Below are 23,085 nucleotides of genomic sequence, written 5' to 3'. Positions count from 1 at the left end.
GCAGGAATGCGGGAAGTGGTGTGCCCGGAACGAGCCGGGGCTCGAGGAGCGGCGGAGGTGCGGCGTCCGGCGGAGGAACGGGCATCGACGTCTCCGCGGGGCGCGTCGAGTGGCGCCGACCCGGGTGGGGAGGTCTCGGCGCTCTGGGCGACGAGGAGGGGTCGGCGACGGCGGAGTACGCGATCGCGACGATGGCCGCGGTCGGTTTCGCCGGGCTGCTGGTGGTCATCCTCAAGGGCGACGAGGTGCGGAGCATCCTGACCGACCTGGTGACCCGCGCGCTCACCGCGGCGGGATGAGAGGCCTTCCGCTGCTGCGCGGGCGGCTCGTCCAGGAGGAGGGCTCGGCCACTGCCGAGCTCGCGCTCGTGCTCCCGGCGGTGGTCGCGGTGCTGGCGCTGTGCCTGGGGTCGGTGGCGGCCTCGGCGCAGTACGTCCGGCTCGTCGACGCGGCCGCCGACGCGGCCCGGTCCGCGGCCCGGGGCGACGACCCCCGCGCGCCGCTCGCCCGGGTGACGGGGGCGTCGCTCACGGCGGGGGAGCAGGACGGACTGGTCTGCGTCGACGTCGCGGCCCGGCTGCGCCCGCTCCCGGCGGTCTCGCTCCCGGTCTCGGTCCGGTCCTGCGCGCTGGGCGGGGGCGGATGATCCGCCGGCTCCCCGGGGCTGTCCGCGACCGGGAGGAGGGCTCGGCCGCGGTCGTGGCGATCGGAGTCGTCGCGGGCACGATCCTGGTGACGGCCGCCGTGCTCGCCGGCTGCGCAGGAGTCGTCGGGCACCAGCGAGCGGTCGCCGCCGCGGACGCCTCGTCCCTGGCGGCGGCCGACGTCGCCTCCGGCCTGCTGGCCGGGGATCCGTGCGGACGTGCCGCCGCCGTGGCCCGCGCGAACGGCGCCGAGCTCGTCCTCTGCGACGTCGACGGCGGCGTCGCGAGAACGGAGGCGGCCGTCGCCGCGGGTCCGCTCTCCCTCACGGCGCGGTCGAGGGCCGGCCCGCCGCCCTGAGGGCGGGGGCAGCAGCGGGCGTCGTCCGGACCGAGGTCCGGACGACGCCGCGGGAGCGCGTCAGTCGGAGGAGAGTCGCTGGTACCGGTACGCGGCGGCGGTCGGCAGGGCGCCCGCGCCCTCGTCGTGCTCGAGGCCGCCGGCGAGGAGGTAGATGTAGCGGGAGCCCGCCCTCGCCCCGGGGATCTCGAGGCGTGCAGCGGGGGCCTGATCGTCGCCGTATCCCCGGCGGAGGGTCTTGCCCTCCAGCGGTCCGTCGAGGAGCTTGGCCGTGTAGGCGGCGGTCGTGGTGGTGTGCGTCGTTGCCATGCCTCATCATGCGCCGATCGGCGCCGCGCGTCACCCCCGCCGACGGCAGGCCGGGCAGGCGGCTCCGAGGCCGTGTCCAGCGTCCTCCCGAGGTCCCCGTGTCCTCGGGAGGGGGCAGGACGTCCGGGGTCAGTGTGTATGGTGTGCCTGTCGGGCGCCCCCGCCGATGGGGACGCGTCGCCGTTCCCCGCACCACGTCGCCGCGCACCGTCTCCCCGCAGCAGGGGACGTCGGACCACTGGTCGTCCGACCCGACAGCACCAATCGAGGAGAACTGTGTCCGGCACGAAGAAGCTGGTGATCGTCGAGTCGCCGGCGAAAGCCAAGACCATCGCCCAGTACCTGGGCGACGGCTACGAGGTGCTCGCCTCCGTCGGGCACATCCGCGACCTCATCGAGCCGAAGAACCTCCCCCCGGAGCTGAAGAAGGGCCCGCTGGGCAAGTTCTCCGTCGACGTCGACAACGGCTTCGAGCCCTACTACGTCGTCTCCGACCAGAAGAAGAAGACGGTCGCCGACCTCAAGCGCGCGCTGAAGAACGCCGACGAGCTCTACCTCGCCACAGATGAGGACCGCGAGGGCGAGGCCATCGCGTGGCACCTCCTCGAGGAGCTCAAGCCCAAGGTCCCCGTGCACCGCATGGTCTTCCACGAGATCACGAAGGACGCGATCCAGAAGGCGCGCGACAACACCCGGGACATCGACACCTCCCTGGTCGACGCCCAGGAGACCCGCCGCATCCTCGACCGCCTCTACGGCTACGAGATCTCGCCCGTGCTGTGGCGCAAGGTCGGCCCCGGGCTCTCGGCCGGTCGGGTGCAGTCGGCCGCGACCCGCCTGGTGGTCGACCGCGAACGGGAGCGCCTGGCGTTCGTGTCGGCGAGCTACTGGGACCTCGCCACCGTGCTCGCACCCGAGTCGGACGCCGCGGCGGGCTTCGACGCCCGCCTGGCGCGGCTCGACGGCAAGCGGATCGGAAGCGGCCGCGACTTCGACGACCGCGGTCAGCTGAAGGGCGACGTCACCGTCCTCGACGAGTCCACCGCCGGTGCCCTCGCCGAGGCGCTGCGCGACCCCGCCACCACGGTCCGGGTCTCGAACCTCGAGTCCAAGCCGTACTCGCGCCGCCCCGCCGCCCCGTTCACCACGTCCACGCTCCAGCAGGAGGCGGCGCGCAAGCTCCGCTTCTCGGCGCGCCAGACGATGAGCGTCGCGCAGTCGCTCTACGAGAACGGCTTCATCACCTACATGAGGACCGATTCACCCGGGCTCTCGCAGCAGGCGCTGAACGCCGCACGCACCCAGGCCGCGTCCCTCTACGGAGCCGAGACCGTCCCGGACAAGCCCCGCCTGTACTCCGGCAAGAACAAGAACGCGCAGGAGGCGCACGAGGCCATCCGGCCCGCGGGCGAGACCTTCCGCACCCCGGACCAGCTCTCGGGCACCCTCCGCGGCAACGACCTCCGCCTCTACGAGCTCATCTGGAAGCGCACCGTCGCCTCGCAGATGGCCGATGCCAAGGGCTCGACCGCCACCGTGACGCTGCTCGCCGAGCCGGCCGGCGACGTCGCGAAGACCGCCGAGTTCACCGCCTCCGGAACCGTCATCACCTTCCGCGGATTCCTGCTCGCCTACGAGGAGGGGCGCGACGAGGAGCGTCACGGCGCCCGCGACGAGAAAGACGCCAAGCTGCCGGTGCTCGAGGTCGGCCAGAGCCTGGTCGTCGCCGAGGTCGAGGCCAAGGGCCACGAGACCTCGCCGCCCCCGCGCTACACGGAGGCGAGCCTGGTCAAGGCGCTCGAGGAGCTCGGCATCGGCCGGCCCTCGACCTACGCGTCGATCATCTCCACCATCGTCGACCGCGGCTACGTCACTCCGCGCGGGACCGCCCTCGTGCCCAACTGGATCGCCTTCTCGGTGGTCCGGCTGCTCGAGGACTTCTTCTCCGACCTGGTGGAGTACGACTTCACCGCCGAGATGGAGGGCGACCTCGACCGCATCGCCGGCGGCGAGGAGGACCGCGTCGCCTGGCTCAACCGCTTCTACTTCGGCGGAGGCACGCACCCCGGGCTCCGACACGTCGTGGACAACCTCGGCGAGATCGATGCGAAGAGCATCAACTCCGTCCGGATCACGGACGACATCACCCTGCGCATCGGCAAGTACGGCCCCTACCTCGAGGTGGCCCAGGAGGAGGGGCAGGAGACGCCGCGTCGCGTCAACCTGCCGCTCGAGCTGGCTCCCGACGAGCTCACGCCCGCCAAGGCGCAGGAGCTCGTCGACGCCCCGGTGCAGACCGACCGCGTGCTGGGAAGCAACCCCGACTCGGGCAAGAACGTCGTCGTCAAGGACGGGCGCTTCGGCCCCTACGTGACCGAGGTCGATCCGGAGCCGGAGACCGCGGCGGATCCCGCCACCGGGGAGGTCGTCGAGCCCGTGCCCGCGAAGCGCGGCGCGAAGAAGCCCGCTGTCGTGAAGCCGCGCACCTCCTCCCTCTTCAAGTCCATGGACGTCGCGTCGATCGACCTGGCGACGGCGCTGCGCCTGCTCGACCTGCCGCGCACGGTCGGTGACGACCCCGAGAGCGGCGAGCCGATCACGGCTCAGAACGGCCGGTACGGCCCGTACATCAAGAAGGGCACCGACAGCCGGTCGCTCACCAGCGAGGACCAGATCTTCGAGGTCGACCTGCCGACGGCGCTCGAGATCTTCGCTCAGCCGAAGTACGGGGCGCGACGCGCGTCGAGCGCGCTGAAGGAGTTCGAGGCGGACCCCGTCAGCGGCAAGCCGATCCGGATCCGCGACGGACGCTTCGGCGCCTACGTGACCGACGGCGAGACCAACGTCACGATCTCCAAGGGCCTGACGATCGAGGAGATCGACTTCGAGCAGGCGGTCCAGATGCTCGCCGACAAGCGTGCGAAGGGCCCGGCCAAGAAGACTCCGGCCAAGCGCGCGCCGGCCAGGAAGCCCGCGGCGAAGACGACCGCGGCCAAGACCACGGCGGCCAAGACGACGGCGGCCAAGACGACCGCGGCCAAGACGGCCGCGGCCGCCAAGAAGACGACCGCAGCGAAGAAGCCCGCCACGCCCCGCGCCACCGCCACGCCCCGCGCCACCGCCGCGAGCCGCGCGGCCGCGGCGGCCGCCGCCGAGACGTCGGACGCGACCGAGTCGTGACCGGGCTGTTCGTCACCCTCGAGGGCGGGGACGGCGCGGGCAAGACCACGCAGGCCCGGCTGCTCGAGGAGTGGCTGGGCACGCGGGGCGAGACCGTCGTCCGCACCCGCGAGCCCGGGGGCACCGAGGTGGGCCTGCAGATCCGCGAGATCGTTCTGCACCACCGCGGCGAGATCGATCCGCGGGCCGAGGCCCTGCTCTACGCGGCGGACCGCGCCCAGCACATCGGGACGCTCGTGCGACCGGCGCTCGAGCGCGGCGAGGTCGTCGTGCAGGACCGCTACATCGACTCCTCCGTCGCCTACCAGGGAGCCGGGCGGGTCCTCGACGCCGTCGAGGTCCGGCGGCTCTCGGAGTGGGCCACCCACGACCTGAGGCCCGACCTCACCGTCCTGCTCGACCTCGACCCCGCCGTCGCGCGGGGCCGGCTCGACGCGGCCCGCACCCGCTTCGACCGGCTGGAGGCCGAGAAGGCGGAGTTCCACGGGCGCGTGCGCGAGGCGTTCCTGGCGATCGCCGAGACGGACGCCGAGCGCTTCCTCGTCCTGGACGCCGCTCTCCCCGTCGAGGAGATCGCGGCCGCGGTGCGGGAGCGGGTCGCCGTCCTCCTCGACGGCGCGTCGGCTGTCGGTGCTCGCGGTTAGCCTGGTGGCATGACCGTCTGGAGCCAGCTCGTCGGGCAGGAGCACGCCATCGGCGCCCTGCAGGACGCCTCGACGCCCCGGGACGACCGTGGCCGGGAGTCGTCGTCGATGACGCACTCCTGGCTCATCACCGGCCCTCCCGGGTCCGGCCGCTCGAACCTCGCCTACGCGTTCGCCTCCGCACTGCTCTGCCGCCACGGCGGCTGCGGGGAGTGCCCCGACTGCCGCCAGGTCGCCGCCCGCTCCCATCCCGACCTCGCCGTGCTGACGACCGAGCGCGTGATCATCTCGATCGACGAGGTGCGGCGGCTGGTCAGCAGCTCGCAGTACTCGCCCTCGGTGTCGCGCTACCGCGTCATGGTCATCGAGGACGCCGACCGGATGAGCGAGCGCACGTCCAACGTGCTGCTGAAGGCGCTCGAAGAGCCGCCGGAGCGCACGGTCTGGATCCTGTGCGCCCCGAGCGAGGCCGATCTGCTCCCCACCATCCGCTCCCGCGTCCGCTCCGTGCGGCTCCGCGTGCCGAGCGTCGAGGACGTCGCCGGTCTCCTCGAGCGCCGCGACGGGGTCGACCCCGAGACCGCCGAGCGCGCCGCCCGCCAGGCTCAGAGCCACATTGGGATGGCGCACCGCCTGGCGACCGACGCGAACGCGCGCGAGCGCCGCGAGGAGACGCTCCGCATCGCCCTGCGCCTCCGCGGCGTCTCGGACGCGGTGCTCGGCGCTGCGCGGATGATCGAGGTCGCGACCGAGGACGCCAAGGCGATCACCCTCGAGCGCGACGAGGCCGAGCGGCAGCAGGCGCTGCGCTCACTCGGCGTCGAGCCCGGGGGCACCGTGCCCGCGCAGCTCCGCTCGCAGCTGCGGGCGCTCGAGGAGGACCAGAAGCGACGCGCGACCCGGAGCCTCCGCGACGGCCTCGACCGGATCCTCGTCGACCTGCTCTCCCTCTACCGCGACGTGGTGCGCCTCCAGCTCGGAGCGCCCGGCGGCGTCATCAACGAGGAGGTCCGGACCGAGATGACCGCGCTCGCCGACGCGACTCCGCCCGACCGCACGCTCGCCGTCCTCGACGCGATCGCGACAGCCCGGCAGCGGATCGACGCGAACGTCTCCCCGGTCCTCGCTCTCGAGGCGCTGCTCGTCGTCGCGGCGCGCCGTCCGGTGGCCGCGTGAGGCGGGGGCGCCGGTCGGCCGCCGTCGTCGCGCTCGTCGCGGCCGCGTCCCTCCTGACCGGCTGCTTCGCGCCCGGCCCGAGCGTCGACCGGACCTCCACCCCCTACCCGCAGACCGTTGACGACTCCCTGGAGCGCTACTACTCGCAGGTGCTGGTCTGGGACGACTGCGGTGACGGCGCTCTCTGCACCGACGCGACCGTCCCGCTCGACTGGGACGACCCCTCGGGGGAGACCGCGTCGATCGCTCTGGTGCGCCGACCCGCGACGAAGGGCCCGGCGATCGGGTCCCTGCTCGTGAATCCGGGCGGGCCGGGAGCGTCGGGCGTCGACTTCATCCGCGACAGCGCCGACTACGCGGTCGACTCCGCGCTCGCCGCCCGGTACGACGTCGTCGGCTTCGATCCGCGCGGAGTGGGCGCCTCCACCGCGGTCTCCTGCCTCGACGCCGCGGGGCTCGACTCCTACCTCTACGACATCACGCCGGGGGAGCGGGGCAGCGACGAGTGGATCCAGGCGCAGCGCACGACCGCTGCCGCGTTCGCCGCCGCCTGCGAGGAGCGCAGCGGGCCGCTGCTGCCCGAGGTCGGCACCCCGAGCGCCGCCCGTGATCTCGACGTGCTGCGCGCGGCGCTCGGCGACGAGACGCTGCACTACCTCGGCTACTCCTACGGCACGTTCCTCGGAGCGACCTACGCCGGGCTGTTCCCGGACCGGGTCGGCCGCCTCGTCCTCGACGGCGCGATCGACCCGGCGGCCACCTCGTTCGACGTGGTGCGCGAGCAGGCGAAGGGGTTCGAGAGCGCACTGCGCGCCTACCTCGCCGACTGCCTCCGCTCGGACGACTGCCCGTTCACCGGCACCGTCGACGCGGGGATGGCCCAGCTGAAGCGCATGCTCGAGGACGTGGACGCCTCGCCGATCCGCGCCGCCGACGGCCGGGAGCTCGGCGCGAGCACGCTGTTCACCGCGATCGTCTACCCGCTCTACGACGCCACGGCGTGGGGAGCGCTGAGCGAGATGCTGGCCGGCGTGCGCCGGGGCGACCCCGCGGTCGCGTTCCAGTATGCGGACGCCTACAACGGGCGCGACGCGGACGGCCGGTACGCGGACAACACCACCGAGGCGTTCCTCGCGATCAACTGCGTCGACTACTCCTACGACGCCGACACCGCCTCGATGCGCGCCGACGAGGCCGCTCTCGAGCAGGCCGCGCCGACCATCGGCCGCTACATGGCCTACGGCGACATCCTCTGCAGCGAGTGGCCGGCGGCGTTCGAGGGCTCCCGCGAGCCGATCACCGCGGAGGGCTCGGCGCCCATCCTGGTCGTGGGCACCACGAACGATCCCGCGACGCCCTACGTGTGGGCGCAGGCGCTCGCGGGCGAGCTCTCCGCCGGTCACCTGGTCACCTACGACGGCGAGGGCCACACGGCCTACAACAAGTCGACGTCCTGCGTGAACGACGCGGTCGACGCGTACCTGCTCGAGGGGACCGTTCCGGAGGTGGATCCGCAGTGCTGACCGAGCAGGAGCGGTCCCGCGAGCAGCAGCCCGGGCTCCGCGAGCGCAAGCGCCTGGCCACGCGGCGGGCGATCGAGATCGCCGTCCTCCGCCTCGCTAGCGAGCGCGGGCCGGAGCGGGTGACCATCGACGACGTCTCGCGCGCCGCCGACGTCTCCACGCGCACCTTCTTCAACTACTTCGCCTCGAAGGAGGACGCGCTGGTCGGCGGGCTCCCGGTCATCGCCGACGAGACGGCGGCGGCTTTCGTCGCGGGCCGGGGCGCCGTGCTCGAGGACCTGCAGCGGGTCTTCGTCGCCGCGATGGAGGAGCCGCTCGAGGAGGACCGGGAGCTGCACGTCCTCCGCCGCGCGCTCTTCCGCGAGCACCCGCATCTGGTCGGTCTGAAGATCGCGGGCATGCGCGAGTTCGAGCTCGCGGTCGAGGGGCTCGTCGCCGAGCGTCTCGGACAGGAGGACGACGACGCGGAGCGGGTGCGCAGCCGGGCGCGGATGCTGACGCTCCTCGGGCTCGCCGCCGTCCGCCACGCCTGGGCGGCCTGGGTCGATCACGACGGCCGGGAGGCCCTGCCCGGACGCATCGCCCGCTCCTTCGAGGAGCTCCGCGGCGCGCTCGCCTGAGCCGAGCGCGGCGGTCGCCGCCGCCGTCGCGGAGCCTCTGCTCGACCGCGCCGTCCTGATTCACGCACGGGGGCGCGAGCAGGCTATGCTGTGTAATCGTGTCCGGGGCTCAGGCCCCGCGTGCACGCCGCCTTAGCTCAGTCGGCAGAGCGTCTCACTCGTAATGAGAAGGTCGTGGGTTCGATTCCCACAGGCGGCTCCCTCTCCCGTCATCCGCGACGTCCCGGCCGGATCCGCGAGTTCCCGGCCTCATCCGCGACGTCCAGGTCGCGTCGAACTCGCGTCGCTACCCTGTTGCGGATGACCGACACGCCTCCTCCCCGCCGTCGCCGCACTCTCGTGGTCGCCGCGGTGCTCGTGGCCGCCGTGCTCGGTGGCGGCGCCTTCGGCGTGGGGACGGCCCTCGGCAGCGCCACGGAGCCCGGGGCGCTGCCCGTCGTCTCGACCCCGACCGCCACCGCGACTCCCACCCCGACGCCGACGGCCACGGCGCGGCCCACCGCCGAAGCGGCGGCCGAGGCGCTCCGCACCTGCTCGGTGGCGGGGCTCGCCGCCGACCCGCGCCTGGGCTCGATGCAGGCGCGTGTGGTCGACGCCGCGACGGGCGAGGTCCTGTTCGACCGCGGGGGCGGGACCGCGTCCCGCACCGCCTCCGCCCTCAAGATCCTCACGGCCGCGTCGGCGCTCGCGGTCCTCGGCCCGGACACGCGCATCGCCACCACCGTGGTCCGCGGGAGCGAGCCCGGGAGCGTCGTCCTCGTCGGCGGGGGAGACCTCACCCTGACCCGGCTCCCGACCGGCCGGGAGTCGACCTACGCCGGAGCGGCCCACCTCGACGATCTCGCGGCGCAGGTCGAGAGCGCCTGGGAGGCGGACCCGTCCACCGCCGGGACGCCGATCACGTCGCTGGTGCTCGACTCCTCCCTCTACTCGGGCGAGACCTGGCAGCCGAGCTGGAACCGCAAGGAGCAGGTCGACGGCTACATGCCCGAGATCACGGCGCTCCAGGTGGACGGCGATCGCGAGGACCCCACGGCCTCGACCTCCGAGCGCGGCACGGATCCGGTCGGCCGGGCCGGAGAGGCGTTCGCCGACGAGCTGGACGGCTCGCCCGTGGTCTCCACCGGGACCGCTCCCGCGGGCGCCGCGGTTCTCGGCACGGTGGAGTCGGCTCCGGTCGGCACGCTCGTGCAGCAGATGCTGCTCGTCTCCGACAATGCGATCGCCGAGATGCTCGCGCTGCTCGTCGCGATCCGCACCGGCGCGGGCAGCGACTTCGCTGCCGAGCAGGCCGGTGTGCTGCAGGGGCTCGCCGGTTACGGCGTCGACACGTCCGGGATCGCGATCGTCGACGGCTCCGGCCTGAGCGACGACAACGCGGTCGCGCCGGCGTACTTCACCGAGCTACTCCGGAAGGTGCAGGCCCGCGAGGGGCAGCTGGGGATCCTCCTGGACGGCCTGCCGGTGTCGGGCCGGACGGGCTCGCTCTCCTACTCCGACCGCTTCGCCGGCGACAACGCCGCGGCCGACGGCGCGGTGCGCGCGAAGACGGGCTGGATCGACACCGGCTACACACTGGCCGGCGTGGTCACCGCGGCGGACGGCACCGAGCTGACCTTCGCGGTCTACGCTCTCGGCGACGTCTCCGACTCGGCGAAGACCGCGATCGACACCCTCGTGACGGGCGTCTACCGCTGCGGATCCTCGCTCTCCGATTCCTGACGCGGGCGGGTCGACCTCCCGCTCCTCCTCCTCCTCCACCTCCTCCCGGAAGGCCCACGATGACCACCGCACTCCTGATCGTCGACGTGCAGAACGACTTCACCGAGGGCGGCGCGCTCGCCGTCACAGGCGGCGCGGCCGTCGCCCAGGGCATCACCGCGCATCTGGCGGCGCACGCCGACCGGTACTCCGCGGTGCTGGCCTCCCGCGACTGGCACGAGGGCGACTCCGACAACGGCGGCCACTTCGCGGTGGAGCCGGACTTCGTCGACAGCTGGCCCGTCCACTGCGTCGCCGGCACGGACGGCGCGCGGTTCCATCCGGCCCTGGACACCGCTCGGATCGACGTGCAGATCCTCAAGGGACAGGGCCGTCCCTCCTACTCGGCCTTCGAGGGCACGACGGAGGCGGGCGAGGAGCTCGGCGCCGTGCTCGCGGAGCGGGGCGTCACCGCGCTCGACGTCGTGGGACTCGCGACCGACCACTGCGTGCGCGCCTCGGCACTCGACGCGCGACGGGCGGGGCTCGAGGTCCGCGTGCTCGAGGACCTGGTCGCAGGCGTCTCCGAGGAGGCGAGTGCCGCGGCGTTGCGCGAGCTCACGGAGGCGGGAATCCGCGTCGAGCGGTCCGTCTGAGGGCTCGTCCCTCCACAGGGCTCAGGGAGGCGCAGGTCCTCGCGGCTCCCGGCGACCCCGCCCCCGGAGCGATCGCCCGTCCTACACTGGGAGGACGAGAAGCTCCTCCTGGCGCGGTCTGCGCGCTCCGATCCGAAGAAGTGGTTCCCTCCTGTGACTGATTCCGTCGCGTCCCGCGCCGCCGAGACCGCTCTGCTCGCCCGCATCCCCACGCAGCTGCTGATCGGCGGTGAGTGGGTGGACGCCTCAGGCGGCGGCTCGATCGACGTCGAGGACCCGGCCACCGGAGCGGTCCTGGTCTCGATCGCCGACGCGACTCCGGAGGACGGGGTCCGGGCGCTCGACGCCGCCGTCGCCGCCGGTCCGTCGTGGGCCGCGACGGCGCCGCGGAAGCGGGGCGAGATCCTCCGGCGGGCGTTCGACCTCCTGCAGGAGCGCACCGAGGAGTTCGCGCTCCTGATGGCGCTCGAGATGGGCAAGCCGGTCGCGGAGGCGAGGGGCGAGGTCGTGTACGGCGGCGAATTCCTCCGCTGGTTCAGCGAGGAGGCGGTGCGCATCAGCGGACGCTACGGAGTCTCGCCCGAGGGCAGCGGCCGGATGATCGTCTCGCAGCACCCGGTGGGCCCCTGCTACCTGATCACCCCCTGGAACTTCCCGCTCGCGATGGCGACGCGGAAGATCGCTCCGGCGCTGGCGGCGGGCTGCACCGTCGTAGTGAAGCCGGCCGAGCTCACTCCGCTCACCACGCTCGCCTTCGCGGCGCTGCTCGCCGAGGCGGGGCTCCCCGACGGCGTACTCAACGTGGTCACCACGTCCTCGGCGGGAGCCGTGTCGGCTCCGATCCTGTCGGATCCCCGCCTGCGGAAGGTGTCCTTCACCGGCTCCACTCCCGTCGGGCGCACGCTGCTGCAGCAGGCGTCCGAGAACGTGCTGCGGACCTCGATGGAGCTGGGCGGCAACGCGCCCTTCGTCGTGTTCGAGGACGCCGACCTCGACCGGGCGGTCGAGGGCGCGATGCTCGCGAAGTTCCGCAATATCGGCCAGGCCTGCACGGCCGCCAACCGCTTCTTCGTGCACGAGTCGATCGCCGAGGAGTTCGCCGCGCGGATCGTGGAGCGCGTGAGCGCTCTGCGCGTCGGCCGCGGCACCGAGGACGGAGTGACCATCGGCCCGCTGATCGACGAGCGCGCGGTCGAGAAGGCGTCCGCGCTGGTGGAGGACGCCGTCTCCCGCGGCGCGCGCCTGCTCACCGGCGGCGATCGGATTGAGGGGGCCGGCCACTTCTACCGGCCGACCGTGCTCGCGGGGGTCGACCGGGAGAGCGAGATCCTGCGCACCGAGATCTTCGGCCCGGTCCTCGCGATCGTGCCGTTCACCGACGAGGACGACGCCGTCGCGCTCGCCAACGACACCGAGTACGGACTGGTGTCCTACGTCTTCACGCGCGATCTCGCCCGCGGTCAGCGGATGATCGAGCGGCTCGCCACCGGGATGATGGGCCTCAACGTCGGCGTGGTGTCGAACGCGGCGGCGCCCTTCGGCGGGGTGAAGCAGTCGGGCCTCGGCCGCGAGGGCGGACTCGAGGGGATCCACGAGTACCTCAGCACCAAGTACACGCTCACCCCCGACCCCTTCGCCTGATCCGGTGGAGCGGATCGAGGTCACCGCGCTCGACGACCCGCGGCTGCGCGACTACGCGCACGCGACCGACGTCGCGCTGAAGAACGCCCGCGGCCCGCACGGCCTGTACATCGCGGAGTCGGCGCTCGTGCTCGAGCGCGCGATCGCCGCCGGGCACCGGCCGCGCTCGGTGCTCGCCCTCGGCGGGTCGGCAGGCGAGGCCGAGCGCCTGGTCGGCCGCTTCGACGTCCCCGTCTTCACGGGCCCGGGTGAGCTCCTGGCCGAGCTCACCGGGTACACCCTGCACCGCGGCCTGATCGCGGCGATGGACCGGCCCGTGCTGCCCGACCCGGCCGGCCTGCTCGCGGGAGCGCGCCGCGTCGTCGTGCTCGAGGACGTGGTCGACCCGACCAACGTAGGCGCGATCTTCCGCTCCGTCGGGGCCATCGGAGCCGATGCGGTGCTGGTGACGCCGCGCTGCTCCGATCCGTACTACCGCCGCGCCATCCGCGTGAGCATGGGAACGGTCCTCCAGGTGCCCTGGACGCGCGTCGGCGACTGGCCGTCGACGCAGCGGCTCCTGCACGGAGCGGGCTTCACGATCGCGGCGATGGCTCTGACCACGGAGGCGGTGCCCCTGCGGGACTTCGCCGCCCGCGCTCCGGAGCGCGTCGCCCTCGTGCTCGGCACCGAGGGGCAGGGTCTCACCGCCGAAGCGCTCGCCGCCGCCGATGTCGCCGTCCAGATCCCGATGCGGCACGGAATCGACTCGCTCAACGTCGCTGCGGCGTCGGCGGTCGCGATGTGGGCGCTCGCCGAGCCCTCCCGAGAGGCGCGCCTGTGCCCCGTTGGGGGTGCCACTCGGGCGTGAGAGCGCGCCCAGCGCTCGCCGGAAGCATCGACTGCGCTACCGTGGCCGCACTCCTGCCCGCAGCCGTCACGAACGAGGTCGTCCATGCTCCTGCGCACGACGCTCCGCCCGCCCGTCGCGCTGCTCGTCGGAGTCGCGCTCGCACTGAGCCTCACCGCCTGCTCCGGTCCCGCCGCGGAGGTGCCGGACGGGTCCGTGCGCGACTCGGGCTCCGTCGCGACCGCCGCCCCGGCGCCCACCGGCACAGCCGATCCCGAGAGCGGCGCGCGCATGACCCGCCTGATCAGCGACTGCCTCGCCCGCTACGGCCTGAGCGACCGGCCGCCGCTCGCGAGCCCGCTCGCGGAGGAGGAGGTCCGCCTGGCGGCGCAGCGCGCCCGTGACGCCTACGACGCCACCCTGACCGACTGCTCGGCGCAGGCGCTCGCGTCCGGAGAGCCGAGCCGTGATCCGACGGGGGAGCCCGGCAGCGAGCCGACCGACGAGCCCGACGCCGACTCCACCCCCGCTCCGGCGGGCTGACCGTGCGACTCGAGGGGACGTCCGCGCTGGTCGCGGGGGGAGCATCCGGACTGGGAGCCGCGACGGCGACGGCGCTCGACGCCGCAGGAGCGCACGTGGTCGTGCTCGACCTGCCGCACGCGGTGGAGGCCGCGCGTCTGCCCGCCTCCGTGCAGCTGATCGCCGGGGACGTCCTCGATCCGGACGCCGTCTCGCGCGCCGTGGCGGCGGCGGGGGAGCTGCGCGTCGCCGTGAGCTGTGCGGGCGTGGCCACACCCGGGCGGCTGCTCGGACGCGACGGGCCGCTGCCGCTCGAGCAGTTCGAGCGGGTGCTGCGGATCAACACGACCGGGACGCTCAACGTGCTGCGCCTCGCCGCGGCGTCGATCGCCGAGCGGGAGCCGGTCGACGGGGAGCGGGGAGTCCTGGTGACGACCGCCTCCGTCGCCGCCTTCGAGGGGCAGATCGGGCAGGCGGCCTACGCCGCGTCGAAGGGAGCCGTGGCGGCGATGACCCTGCCGCTCGCGCGCGAGCTCGCGGCCCGGCTCGTGCGTGTGGTGTCGATCGCACCGGGCACGTTCGACACGCCCCTGCTCGCCGGGCTGCCGGACAGGGCCCGCGAGGCGCTCGGCTCGGCGACGCCGCATCCGGCCCGCCTCGGACGCCCCGAGGAGTTCGCGGCCCTGGTGCGGCACATCGTCGAGAACCCCATGATCAACGGCGAGACCATCCGGCTCGACGGGGCCCTGCGGCTGCCGCCGCGCTGAGGCACGAGCGGGCGCAGGCTGCTGGTGGAGACGTGCGGGCGTCTCAAGACGCCGCTGCGCGGCTGGTCGACCGGCATGAGGCAGCGGCGGTCGCGAGACGCCGCTGCGGCGTCGGTCAGACGAGCAGCTGGTGCTTGGCGAGGTCCCGGTAGAGCGGCGTCGACTCGACGAGCTCGGAGTGGGTGCCGACTCCCACGACCTCGCCCTTCTGCAGCACGACGATGCGGTCGGAATCGACCACCGTCGACAGGCGGTGCGCGATCACCAGCAGGGTCCGGTTCTCGGCGACCGCGTCGATCGCCAGGCGCAGGCGCTGCTCGTTGAGGCCGTCGAGGCTCGACGTGGACTCGTCCAGCAGCAGGATCGGCGGGGCCGCCAGGAGCGCGCGGCCGATCGCGAGGCGCTGACGCTCACCGCCCGAGAGCATCACTCCGCTCTCGCCCACCGGCGCGTGCAGTCCGAGCGGGTTGCGCTCGAGCACGTCGGTCAGGTTCACCGCCTCGAGCACCCGGAGGCAGTCGGCGTCGTCGGCGTCGGGGCGGCCGAGGACGAGGTTCTCGCGGATGGTGCCGGCCAGGACCGGGGCGTCCTGCTCGACGTAGCCGATCTGCGCGCGGAGCGCGTCGCGGTCGATGGCCGTGATATCGATACCGCCGAGTCGGACGACGCCGGCCTCCGGGTCGTAGAACCGCTCGATGAGGGCGAGGATCGTGCTCTTGCCCGCTCCCGACGGCCCGACCAGGGCGGTGCGCTTGCCGCGCGGCACGGTGAAGGAGACGCCGCGCAGGACGGTGCGGTCGCGCTCGTCCGCTACGGCCGCCGCGTCGGGCACGGCGCCCTCCTCGTAGGAGAACACCACGTCCTCGAAGGAGATGGCCTCCTCCGCCACGCCGGCGCCGAGGCCGCCCGCGAAGGCGTCGCCGTCGCCCTCGATCGGCAGATCGATGATCTCCTGGATGCGGCCGAGGGCGCCCAGCGCCGAGTTCACCGAGGTGATGGCGCCGATGAAGTTGCCGAGCGGCATCACCATCATGAAGAGGAAGAGGATGAACGAGACCAGCTGGGCGATGTCGATCGCGCCGGATGCGACGCGGTAGCCGCCGACGCCGAGGACGGCGAGGAAGGCGACCTGCATGGCGATCCCCGCCACCGGCACCACGAGGGCCGAGACGTGCGCGACGCGGATCCCGAGGCGGTACGCCTCCGTCGCGTGCTGGTCGACGACCGCGATCTCACGGTCGGTGGCTCCGGCGGCACGGATCGTCCGGACGGCGCTGATGGCGCGCTCGACGGCCGCGGCCAGATCGCCGACCTTCTCCTGCGCCTTGCGGCTGGCGGTGCGGATGCCGCGGCCGAGGGTCAGCGCGAGCCCGAGGGCCACCGCCACCACCGCCACGATGATCAGCAGCAGCACCCAGTCGATGACGGCCATCGCGATGATCGCGCCGACGAAGACGAGGGAGCCCGCGATCGAGTCGACGAGCCCCTGGGTCAGCACGGCGCGCAGGAGCGTGGAGTCGGAGCCGACGCGGGAGACGAGGTCGCCGGTGCGGCGCGCGTCGAACTCCCGGATGGGGAGGCGCAGCAGCCGTGCGACGAGGCGGCGGCGGCTCGAGAGCACGATCCCCTCGCCGGTGCGCTGGAGCAGGTAGTGCGCGAAGCCCGAGATGAGCCCGGAGGCCACGACCAGGCCGACGAGGGCCCACACGAGCGGGCCGAGATCGAGACCGGACTGGACCCGGGTGATGACCTGGCCGACGAGCAGCGGCTGGCCGAGGCTCGCCGCCGCTCCGAACAGGCTGAGGACCACGACGACCGAGAGGATGCCGCGGTGCTCGAGCAGGTAGGGCACGAGCTGCGAGAAGGAGGCGCGGGGTCCGTCGTCGCGGGAGGGTCGTCGTCCGCCGCGCCGGGAGGTGGTGGTGCTCATCGCCGTCCATTCTGCCCCGTCGTCGCTGCGAGCAGGCCGCCAGAGGGCGGGCCCGGTGCTCAGGGAGGCAGCGGAGACGCGGACGGCCCGCCGGGGGATCCCGACGGGCCGTCCTCCGCAGGGAGTCCTACGAGACGTTGTCGTGGTACGACGCGTTCTTCGTCTCCTTGGAGAGCAGGAGCGCGATCAGCGTCAGCACGGCCGCGGCGCTGAGGTAGAGGCCGACCAGCACGGTGCTGCCGCCCGCCGCCCTCCAGAGCGCGACCGCGATGATCGGCGCGAGGGCCGCTCCGAGGATCGATGCGAGGTTGTACGCCATCGCCGAGCCGGTGTAGCGGACGTTGGTCGGGAACAGCTCGGGGAGGACGGCGCCCATCGGGCCGAAGGTCAGGCCCATCAGCGTGAAGCCGAGGATCAGGACGGCCATGACGCCCGCGAAGCCGGCGCTGAACAGGGGCACGAAGAGCAGGCCGAAGACGAGGATCGCCGCGGTCACCACGAGCAGCGTGCGCCGGCGGCCGAAGCGCTCCGCGAGCGGGCCGGAGACGAGCGTGAAGATCCCGAAGAACACCACGCCGACGATCAGCATGACGAGGAAGTCGTTGCGCGTGTAGCCGAGGCCCGGAACCGCGCCGTCGACGGGTGAGGTGCCGTAGGTCAGCGTGAACGTGGTCATCAGGTAGAAGAGCACGTAGGTCGCCAGCATGATGAAGGTGCCCAGGATGAGCGGGCGCCAGCTGGTGACGAAGACGCGGGCGAGGGGCAGCTTGGCGACCTCGCCCTTCTCGACGACCTTCTGGAACGCGGGCGTCTCGACGAGCTTGAACCGCACGTAGAGCCCGATGATCACGAGCACGGCGCTCGCCAGGAACGGCACGCGCCAGCCCCAGGCCGCGAACGTCTCGTCGCTCATCGTGCTCGCGAGCACCAGGAACAGGACGTTGGCGACGATGAAGCCGATCGGTGCGCCCAGCTGCGGGAAGGTGCCGTAGATGGCGCGCTTGCCGGCCGGTGCGTTCTCGGTCGCGAGCAGCGCGGCTCCGGACCACTCGCCGCCGAGGCCGAGGCCCTGGCAGAAGCGCATCACCACGAGCAGGAACGGAGCGAGGAACTCCCAGCCGGGCGTGAGCGCGGTGGGCAGGCAGCCGATCAGGAAGGTCGCGACGCCCATGGTGAGCAGTGAGGCGACGAGGGTGCCCTTGCGGCCGACGCGGTCGCCGAAGTGGCCGAAGATGATCGACCCGATCGGGCGCGCGATGAACGCGACGCCGAAGACGGCGAAGGAGGCGAGGAGGGCCGTGGCCGGGTCCTCGTTGACGAAGAAGAGCGACGGGAAGACCAGGACGGCGGCGGTCGCGTAGGCGTAGAAGTCGTAGAACTCGATCGAGGTGCCGATGAGGCTGGCGAGGATGACGCGGCCGCGGGAGTTCTGCGGGGCGGCTGCTGGCGCGTCGGAGACGGCGGGAGAAGACATGAGGGAGGGGCTCCGTGTGGACGGCGGCTCCCCCCGAGCCGGCGGGGCGGGGCGTCGATCGGGCGTCGCGGATCGCTGGGGCGAGGGGGAGGAGAGAGGGGTCGCTCGTGACGACCCGACCACTTTACTCCGTGTTCTCCCAGGTTCGTGTGCGGGCGGCCCCAGGACGGGGGCCGCCCGCAGTGGTTCAGCCGCGCAGCGAGCGGAGGAGCAGAGCGGTCGAGACCGCCGCCTCGGCCGCCTCGCGCCCCTTGTCCTCCTTCGAGCCGGGAAGGCCCGCGCGATCGATGCCCTGCTGCTCGGTGTCGAGGGTGAGCACGCCGAAGCCGACCGGCTTGCCGGTCAGGATCGAGACGGTGGTGAGCCCGGAGGTGGCGGCGTCCGAGACGTACTCGAAGTGCGGGGTGCCGCCGCGGATGATCACGCCGAGGGCGACGACCGCGTCGGCCCCCGCCTCCAGGGCCGCCTTCGAGGCGACGGGCAGCTCGAACGAGCCGGGCACGCGCACGAGCGACCAGGACGCTCCGGCCTCGTCGAGGGCTCGGCCCGCTCCGGCGATCAGGCCGTCGCTGATCTGCTCGTGCCAGGTGCCCGCGATGACGACGACGCGCAGTCCCGCGCCGTCGAGAGGGGAGGTGGTGGGGGCGCCGCTACCGGCCATTGCTACTCCTTCGTGGTGGCGCCGGCGATCCCGGCGTCGAGGGCGAGGCCGGAGATCCCGGCGTCGAGGGGGTCGTGGTCGAGGACGCTGTCGAGGGTGTGGCCCATGCGGTCGCGCTTGGTCTCGAGGTAGCCCTCGTTGAAGGCGCCGACTCCGACGACGAGCGGCACGCGCTCGGCGACGACGATGCCGCGGTCGGTGAGCTGGCGGACCTTCTCGGGGTTGTTGGTGAGCAGGCGGACCTCGGTGAGGCCGAGGTCCTCGAGGATCCCGACCGCCGCTCCGTAGTCCCGCGCGTCGGCGGGGAGCCCGAGGGCGAGGTTCGCGTCGAGGGTGTCGAGTCCGTCCTCCTGCAGGCGGTACGCGCGCAGCTTGTTGATCAGGCCGATGCCCCGGCCCTCGTGACCGCGGAGGTAGACGACGACGCCGCCGTCCCGCTGGATCGTGTCGAGGGCGGCGTCGAGCTGGGGCCCGCACTCGCACTTCAGCGAGCCGAACGCCTCGCCGGTCAGGCACTCGGAGTGCACGCGCACCAGTGCGGGCCGCCCCGCGGCGACCTCTCCCGCGAGGATCGCGACGTGATCCGCTCCGGTCTGCCGGTCGCGGTAGGCGCGGATGCGGAACGGGCCGTGGGTGGTCGGCACCGTGGTCTCGACCTCGAAGCTCACCCGCGCGCTCTCCGGGACCGCGACCGTGACGGGCACCTCCGCGTCGCAGTGGAACTCCTGCAGGTACGCGATGAGGGCCGCGACCGTGGTCACCGGCACGCCCTCGCGCTCGCCGAGGGCGATCAGGCCGGGCAGCCGCATCATCTCGCCGTCCTCGGCGACGATCTCGGAGATCGCGCCCACGGGGTACAGGCCGGCGAGCTTCATCAGGTCGACGGCCGCCTCCGTGTGCCCGTCGCGCTCGCGCACGCCGCCGTCGACGGCGCGCAGCGGCAGGATGTGGCCGGGGCGGTTCAGGCGGGAGGGGGTCGCCTCGGGGTCGGCCAGCACGCGGAGGGTGTGCGCGCGGTCGGAGGCGCTGATGCCGGTGGAGAGCCGGTCGGCCGCGTCGACGGACAGCGTGTAGGCGGTGCCGCGCGGGTCCTCGTTCTCGACCACCATCAGCGGCAGGGCGAGGCGGTCGGCGATCTCGTTGGTCATCGGCGCGCAGATGAACCCGGAGGAGTGGCGGACCATCCAGGCGATCGTCTCCTGGCTGGCGAGCTGGGCCGAGACGATGACGTCGCCCTCGTTCTCGCGGCCCTCGTCGTCCGCGACGATGATCGGGCGCCCGGCGCGCAGCGCCTCGACGGCCTCGGGGATGGTGGCGAGGCTCATGAGCGGGCCTCCGCGATCGAGCGCAGCGCGAGCATCCGCTCGACGTGGCGGGCCAGGACGTCGGTCTCGATGTTGACCTGATCGCCGATCGCGCGCGCGCCCAGCGTGGTGACGGCGAGCGTCTCGGGGATCAGCGAGACCTCGAACCACTGCTCCGGCTCGGCGGCGGGGCTGATCGCCGAGACGGTCAGCGAGACGCCGTCGACCGCGATCGAGCCCTTGTCGACGACGAGCGGAGCGATCTCCGCCGGCAGCGAGAACCGCAGCACCCGCCAGGCCTCGCCCGGTGCGATCGCGAGCAGCGTCGCCGTGCCGTCGATGTGGCCCTGGACGATGTGGCCGCCGAGCCGGTCGCCGACCAGCGCGGCGCGCTCGAGGTTCACGGGGTCGCCGACGCCCACGGTGTCGAGGGTCGACATCCGCAGGGTCTGCGCCATGACGTCGGCGGTGAAGCCCTGGTCGGTGTGCTCGACCACGGTGAGGCAGACGCCCGAGACCGCGATCGAGTCGCCGTGCCGCACGCCCTCGACGGCGAGGGGCCCGCGGATGCTGAGGCGGATCGCGTCGGCGCCCGCCTCGACGGCGGTCACGACGCCCTTCTCCTCGATGATTCCGGTGAACATCAGTGGGTCTCCATCTGCAGGGCGTGGGGGAGGCGGGCCGGGGTGCCGGCACCGCCCGCGGGGAGGACGTCGGGGCGCGCGGTCACGAGGAGGTCGTCGCCGACGATCTCGACCGAGCGGAGGGAGAGGCGCCGGGCCCCGCCGATGCTCTCCACGCCGAGGTCGCCGAGCGCGAGGCGGGGGCCGCCGAGGAGCGCGGGCGCGAGGAACACGAGGTACTCGTCGACCAGTCCGGCGGCGACGAGCGCGGAGGCGAGGGTCGGTCCGGCCTCGACGTAGACGCTGCGGATCTCGGCGGAGTAGAGGTGCGCGAGGACCGCGGCGAGGTCGCGGGTGCGCTCGACCACGACGGCGCGGGGGTGCTCGTGCAGGCGGGCGCCTGGCGGCACGGGGCGCGTGCCGACGACGACGGGCACCGGCTGGTGGGCGAGGAGCTCGCCTCCGTCGCCGCGGGCGGTGAGCGCGGGATCGTCGGCGAGGACGGTCCCGGTGCCGACGAGGATCGCGTCGTGCGCGGCACGCTGCTCGTGCACGCGCTGACGGGCCGCCGCTCCGGTGATCCAGCGGCTGCTGCCGTCCGCCGCCGCGGTGCGGCCGTCGAGGGTCGAGGCCCACTTGAGCGTGACGAAGGGGCGGTGCAGGCGGGTCGCGGTGAGCCACGGGTGGAGGAACTGCTCTCCCTCCTCGGCGAGCACGCCCTCGATCACCTCGACGCCGGCCCCGCGGAGGGTGCGACCGCCGCCGGCCGAGCGCTCGCCCGGGTCCGGCACGGCGTAGACGACGCGGGAGACGCCCGCCTCGATCAGGGCGCGGCTGCAGGGGCCCGTGCGCCCGGTGTGGTCGCACGGCTCGAGCGAGACGACGGCCGTCGCGCCCTCGGCGGCGCCCGCCGCGACGTGCGACAGGGCGTCGACCTCGGCGTGCGCGGTGCCGGCTCCGTGGTGCCAGCCCTCGCCGAGGACGGTGCCGTCGGGCGCGAGGATCACGCAGCCCACGCGCGGGTTGGGTCCGCGGGCGGGCCCGCGCTCGGCGAGCGCCAGCGCCCGGCGCATCGCGTGCTCGTAGTCGATCGTCATTCCCGGTTCTTCCGTTCGTCGCCGAACTCCGGGGTCTCGATCGACGGTGCGCGGGCACCGTCGCTCAGCATCGCGCGGTGATGCGCGACGCTCGTGCTGCCTCTCCTCCGGACTTTCACCGTCGGTCCTGGAGTTCCACCAGGTCAACCGCCGCCCCTCTCGAGGGGCTGCGGCTCGCGGACTGTGACCGCCGGTTCGGAATTCCCACCGACCCCGGAGCACGTGCTGTTCAGTCAGCCTACCCACCCGCCGCCCGGCGGGAGCCTCCGCGCGTCACACTCCCGGCGCACGGTCGGCTGGCGCGGGCGGGCGGCGCTCGGACGCAGGGGCCGGGTCGCGCTCGTCGAGTCCCGCGCGGCAAAGGACGCCCGGCTCAGTGCCGGTGCTCGTCCACCCAGCGCGGGAAGGGGTCCGCGTACTCCGCCCAGGCGGCGGGGCCGGCCAGCAGCTCCTCGGGGGTGAGCAGGCAGCTCTGCAGGACGGCGGTCAGCCTCCCGGTGTCCAGGCCCGTCCCGAAGAAGGCGAGCTCCTGGCCGAGAGGCGCGTCCTCGTCCCAGCTGAGCAGGCTGGTCGGGTCCAGCGTCAGCACGTCGCCGGCGACCGACCACGAGCCGACCCGGTCGGCGCGCGTCGCCAGGCACACCAGGCCGCGGGAGCGGAGGATGCGGCCCACCTTCTCCGCCACCAGCTCCCCGTGGACCGCCGTGCTCAGGCGGCCGGGGTGGAAGGGCAGCGGATCGCGGAACACGAACTCCTCGACGGTCGTGCCCGAGGCGCGGCGCCGCGAGGTCCCGTTGAGGGCGCACTGCCAGCCCATCGAGGAGGCGATCGCGTGCGCGCGCCGGGGGTGGAGCCTCCGTGGCTCCGCCGGGAGCTCACCGGCGGGGAGGAGATCGGCGGTGGGGGCGAGTGCTCGCAGGAGGTCGCGGACGAGTGCGGTCCGCTCGGGGTCGCTGTCGGAGAGGGGCTCGGCGAGGGCGATGAGGCTCGAGAACTCCAGGCGGGCGGCGAGGCGCTCCGCCGAGTCGAAGGAGGGGCCCGCGCCGCCGCAGAGCACGCGCAGGATCTCCTCCGTCGACGTCACGGCGACCACGTCGAGGATCGCGATGCGGGTGTCGGCGGGATGCCGCTGCGCGCAGAGGTGCTCGAGCACGAGTCCGATCTCGAGCGGGTCGGCCTGGCCATCGAGGGCGACGACCGTGTGACCGCGGTGGCCGTCGTCGGCGTCGGCCGCGAGGCGCCGGTGGAGCTCCTCGGCGAGAGCGGGACCGTCGGCGCCGGGCGGATCGACCTCGAGGTCGATCCGGGACTCGGGCCTGCCGGCGAGGAGTGCGGCGGTCCGCCCGGCGTCGCGGGGGTCGGTCGCGCTGACGAGGGTGACGGCGAGGACGGGGGGTGCGGGGTGGTGGGGCTCCATGGACCGCTA

The 23,085-nt window shown here is 73.5% G+C and carries 22 protein-coding genes, 1 tRNA gene and 1 riboswitch; of the genes, 15 read left to right on the top strand and 8 right to left on the bottom strand.

Annotation, left to right across the window (positions count from 1 at the left end):
- The first annotated feature begins 20 nt into the window (after window positions 1-20).
- Genes C5C49_RS08980 through C5C49_RS08970 form a run of 3 tightly spaced genes read left to right on the top strand, consistent with a single transcriptional unit; the run spans window position 21 to window position 1,002 of the window.
- Complete coding sequence (locus C5C49_RS08980) at window positions 21-299, top strand: DUF4244 domain-containing protein (protein WP_244229600.1); 279 nt, start codon at window positions 21-23, stop codon at window positions 297-299.
- On the top strand, window positions 296-646 hold the full coding sequence (locus C5C49_RS08975) for a TadE family type IV pilus minor pilin (RefSeq protein ID WP_104222193.1): 351 nt from the start codon (window positions 296-298) through the stop codon (window positions 644-646). Before C5C49_RS08980 ends, C5C49_RS08975 begins: the two co-directional genes overlap by 4 nt.
- The gene (locus C5C49_RS08970) at window positions 643-1,002 is read left to right on the top strand and encodes an Rv3654c family TadE-like protein (protein WP_104222195.1); all 360 of its coding nucleotides are present in this window, start codon (window positions 643-645) and stop codon (window positions 1,000-1,002) included. Before C5C49_RS08975 ends, C5C49_RS08970 begins: the two co-directional genes overlap by 4 nt.
- Window positions 1,003-1,062: 60 nt before the next feature.
- Here the strand turns inward: C5C49_RS08970 and C5C49_RS08965 are convergent, their stop codons facing one another.
- The gene (locus C5C49_RS08965; RefSeq protein ID WP_104345984.1) at window positions 1,063-1,311 is read right to left on the bottom strand and encodes a hypothetical protein; all 249 of its coding nucleotides are present in this window, start codon (window positions 1,309-1,311) and stop codon (window positions 1,063-1,065) included.
- 276 nt (window positions 1,312-1,587) lie between these two features.
- Between C5C49_RS08965 and topA the strand changes: the two genes are divergently transcribed.
- From topA to C5C49_RS08905, 12 genes are all read left to right on the top strand, one after another.
- A complete protein-coding gene (gene topA / locus C5C49_RS08960) occupies window positions 1,588-4,491 on the top strand; it encodes a type I DNA topoisomerase (protein ID WP_104345983.1) in 2,904 nt (967 codons plus the stop codon).
- Window positions 4,488-5,135: a dTMP kinase gene (tmk, locus tag C5C49_RS08955; RefSeq protein ID WP_104237717.1), complete on the top strand. Its 648-nt coding sequence runs from the start codon at window positions 4,488-4,490 to the stop codon at window positions 5,133-5,135. The genes topA and tmk overlap by 4 nt, the downstream gene beginning before the upstream one ends.
- A 9-nt stretch (window positions 5,136-5,144) precedes the next feature.
- Window positions 5,145-6,311, top strand: coding sequence for a DNA polymerase III subunit delta' (locus C5C49_RS08950; protein WP_104222203.1), 1,167 nt, complete (start codon window positions 5,145-5,147; stop codon window positions 6,309-6,311).
- The gene (locus C5C49_RS08945) at window positions 6,308-7,834 is read left to right on the top strand and encodes an alpha/beta hydrolase (protein WP_104327795.1); all 1,527 of its coding nucleotides are present in this window, start codon (window positions 6,308-6,310) and stop codon (window positions 7,832-7,834) included. Before C5C49_RS08950 ends, C5C49_RS08945 begins: the two co-directional genes overlap by 4 nt.
- Complete coding sequence (locus tag C5C49_RS16965) at window positions 7,828-8,454, top strand: TetR/AcrR family transcriptional regulator (protein WP_181027157.1); 627 nt, start codon at window positions 7,828-7,830, stop codon at window positions 8,452-8,454. Before C5C49_RS08945 ends, C5C49_RS16965 begins: the two co-directional genes overlap by 7 nt.
- Window positions 8,455-8,580: 126 nt before the next feature.
- A tRNA-Thr gene (locus C5C49_RS08935) sits at window positions 8,581-8,653 on the top strand.
- A gap of 101 nt (window positions 8,654-8,754) precedes the next feature.
- The gene (gene dacB, locus C5C49_RS08930) at window positions 8,755-10,176 is read left to right on the top strand and encodes a D-alanyl-D-alanine carboxypeptidase/D-alanyl-D-alanine-endopeptidase (protein ID WP_104345982.1); all 1,422 of its coding nucleotides are present in this window, start codon (window positions 8,755-8,757) and stop codon (window positions 10,174-10,176) included.
- 59 nt (window positions 10,177-10,235) lie between these two features.
- The gene (locus C5C49_RS08925) at window positions 10,236-10,811 is read left to right on the top strand and encodes a nicotinamidase (RefSeq protein WP_104233726.1); all 576 of its coding nucleotides are present in this window, start codon (window positions 10,236-10,238) and stop codon (window positions 10,809-10,811) included.
- 153 nt (window positions 10,812-10,964) lie between these two features.
- Complete coding sequence (locus tag C5C49_RS08920) at window positions 10,965-12,452, top strand: NAD-dependent succinate-semialdehyde dehydrogenase (RefSeq protein WP_104345981.1); 1,488 nt, start codon at window positions 10,965-10,967, stop codon at window positions 12,450-12,452.
- Between the two features lie 4 nt (window positions 12,453-12,456).
- Window positions 12,457-13,302: an RNA methyltransferase gene (locus tag C5C49_RS08915; protein WP_104345980.1), complete on the top strand. Its 846-nt coding sequence runs from the start codon at window positions 12,457-12,459 to the stop codon at window positions 13,300-13,302.
- Window positions 13,303-13,386: 84 nt separating this feature from the next.
- A complete protein-coding gene (locus tag C5C49_RS08910) occupies window positions 13,387-13,824 on the top strand; it encodes a hypothetical protein (protein WP_104345979.1) in 438 nt (145 codons plus the stop codon).
- 2 nt (window positions 13,825-13,826) lie between these two features.
- A complete protein-coding gene (locus tag C5C49_RS08905) occupies window positions 13,827-14,570 on the top strand; it encodes an SDR family NAD(P)-dependent oxidoreductase (protein WP_104345978.1) in 744 nt (247 codons plus the stop codon).
- Window positions 14,571-14,685: 115 nt separating this feature from the next.
- On the opposite strand, the gene C5C49_RS08900 is transcribed toward C5C49_RS08905, so the two are convergent.
- The 7 genes from C5C49_RS08900 to C5C49_RS08870 form a co-directional block, all read right to left on the bottom strand.
- Complete coding sequence (locus tag C5C49_RS08900; protein ID WP_104345977.1) at window positions 14,686-16,500, bottom strand: ABC transporter ATP-binding protein; 1,815 nt, start codon at window positions 16,498-16,500, stop codon at window positions 14,686-14,688.
- Between the two features lie 127 nt (window positions 16,501-16,627).
- Window positions 16,628-17,974 (bottom strand): MFS transporter, encoded by a 1,347-nt coding sequence (locus C5C49_RS08895; protein WP_104222221.1) that lies wholly within the window; start codon window positions 17,972-17,974, stop codon window positions 16,628-16,630.
- 187 nt (window positions 17,975-18,161) lie between these two features.
- Complete coding sequence (gene ribH / locus C5C49_RS08890; RefSeq protein ID WP_104292283.1) at window positions 18,162-18,635, bottom strand: 6,7-dimethyl-8-ribityllumazine synthase; 474 nt, start codon at window positions 18,633-18,635, stop codon at window positions 18,162-18,164.
- Window positions 18,636-18,637: 2 nt separating this feature from the next.
- Window positions 18,638-19,960, bottom strand: coding sequence for a GTP cyclohydrolase II (ribA, locus tag C5C49_RS08885; protein WP_104222225.1), 1,323 nt, complete (start codon window positions 19,958-19,960; stop codon window positions 18,638-18,640).
- On the bottom strand, window positions 19,957-20,583 hold the full coding sequence (locus C5C49_RS08880; protein WP_104268884.1) for a riboflavin synthase: 627 nt from the start codon (window positions 20,581-20,583) through the stop codon (window positions 19,957-19,959). The genes ribA and C5C49_RS08880 overlap by 4 nt, the downstream gene beginning before the upstream one ends.
- The gene (gene ribD, locus C5C49_RS08875) at window positions 20,583-21,659 is read right to left on the bottom strand and encodes a bifunctional diaminohydroxyphosphoribosylaminopyrimidine deaminase/5-amino-6-(5-phosphoribosylamino)uracil reductase RibD (RefSeq protein WP_258068424.1); all 1,077 of its coding nucleotides are present in this window, start codon (window positions 21,657-21,659) and stop codon (window positions 20,583-20,585) included. Before ribD ends, C5C49_RS08880 begins: the two co-directional genes overlap by 1 nt.
- 91 nt (window positions 21,660-21,750) lie before the next feature.
- Window positions 21,751-21,883, bottom strand: a riboswitch (FMN riboswitch).
- A 149-nt stretch (window positions 21,884-22,032) separates the two neighbouring features.
- Entirely contained in the window at window positions 22,033-23,076 is a 1,044-nt protein-coding gene (locus tag C5C49_RS08870; RefSeq protein WP_104345976.1) for a GTP-binding protein, read from the bottom strand.
- Between the last annotated feature and the right edge of the window lie 9 nt (window positions 23,077-23,085).

Source organism: Rathayibacter sp. AY1E2, from assembly GCF_002932325.1.
Classification (GTDB): Bacteria; Actinomycetota; Actinomycetes; order Actinomycetales; family Microbacteriaceae; genus Rathayibacter.
This window is presented reverse-complemented; position numbering and strand designations above follow the sequence as displayed.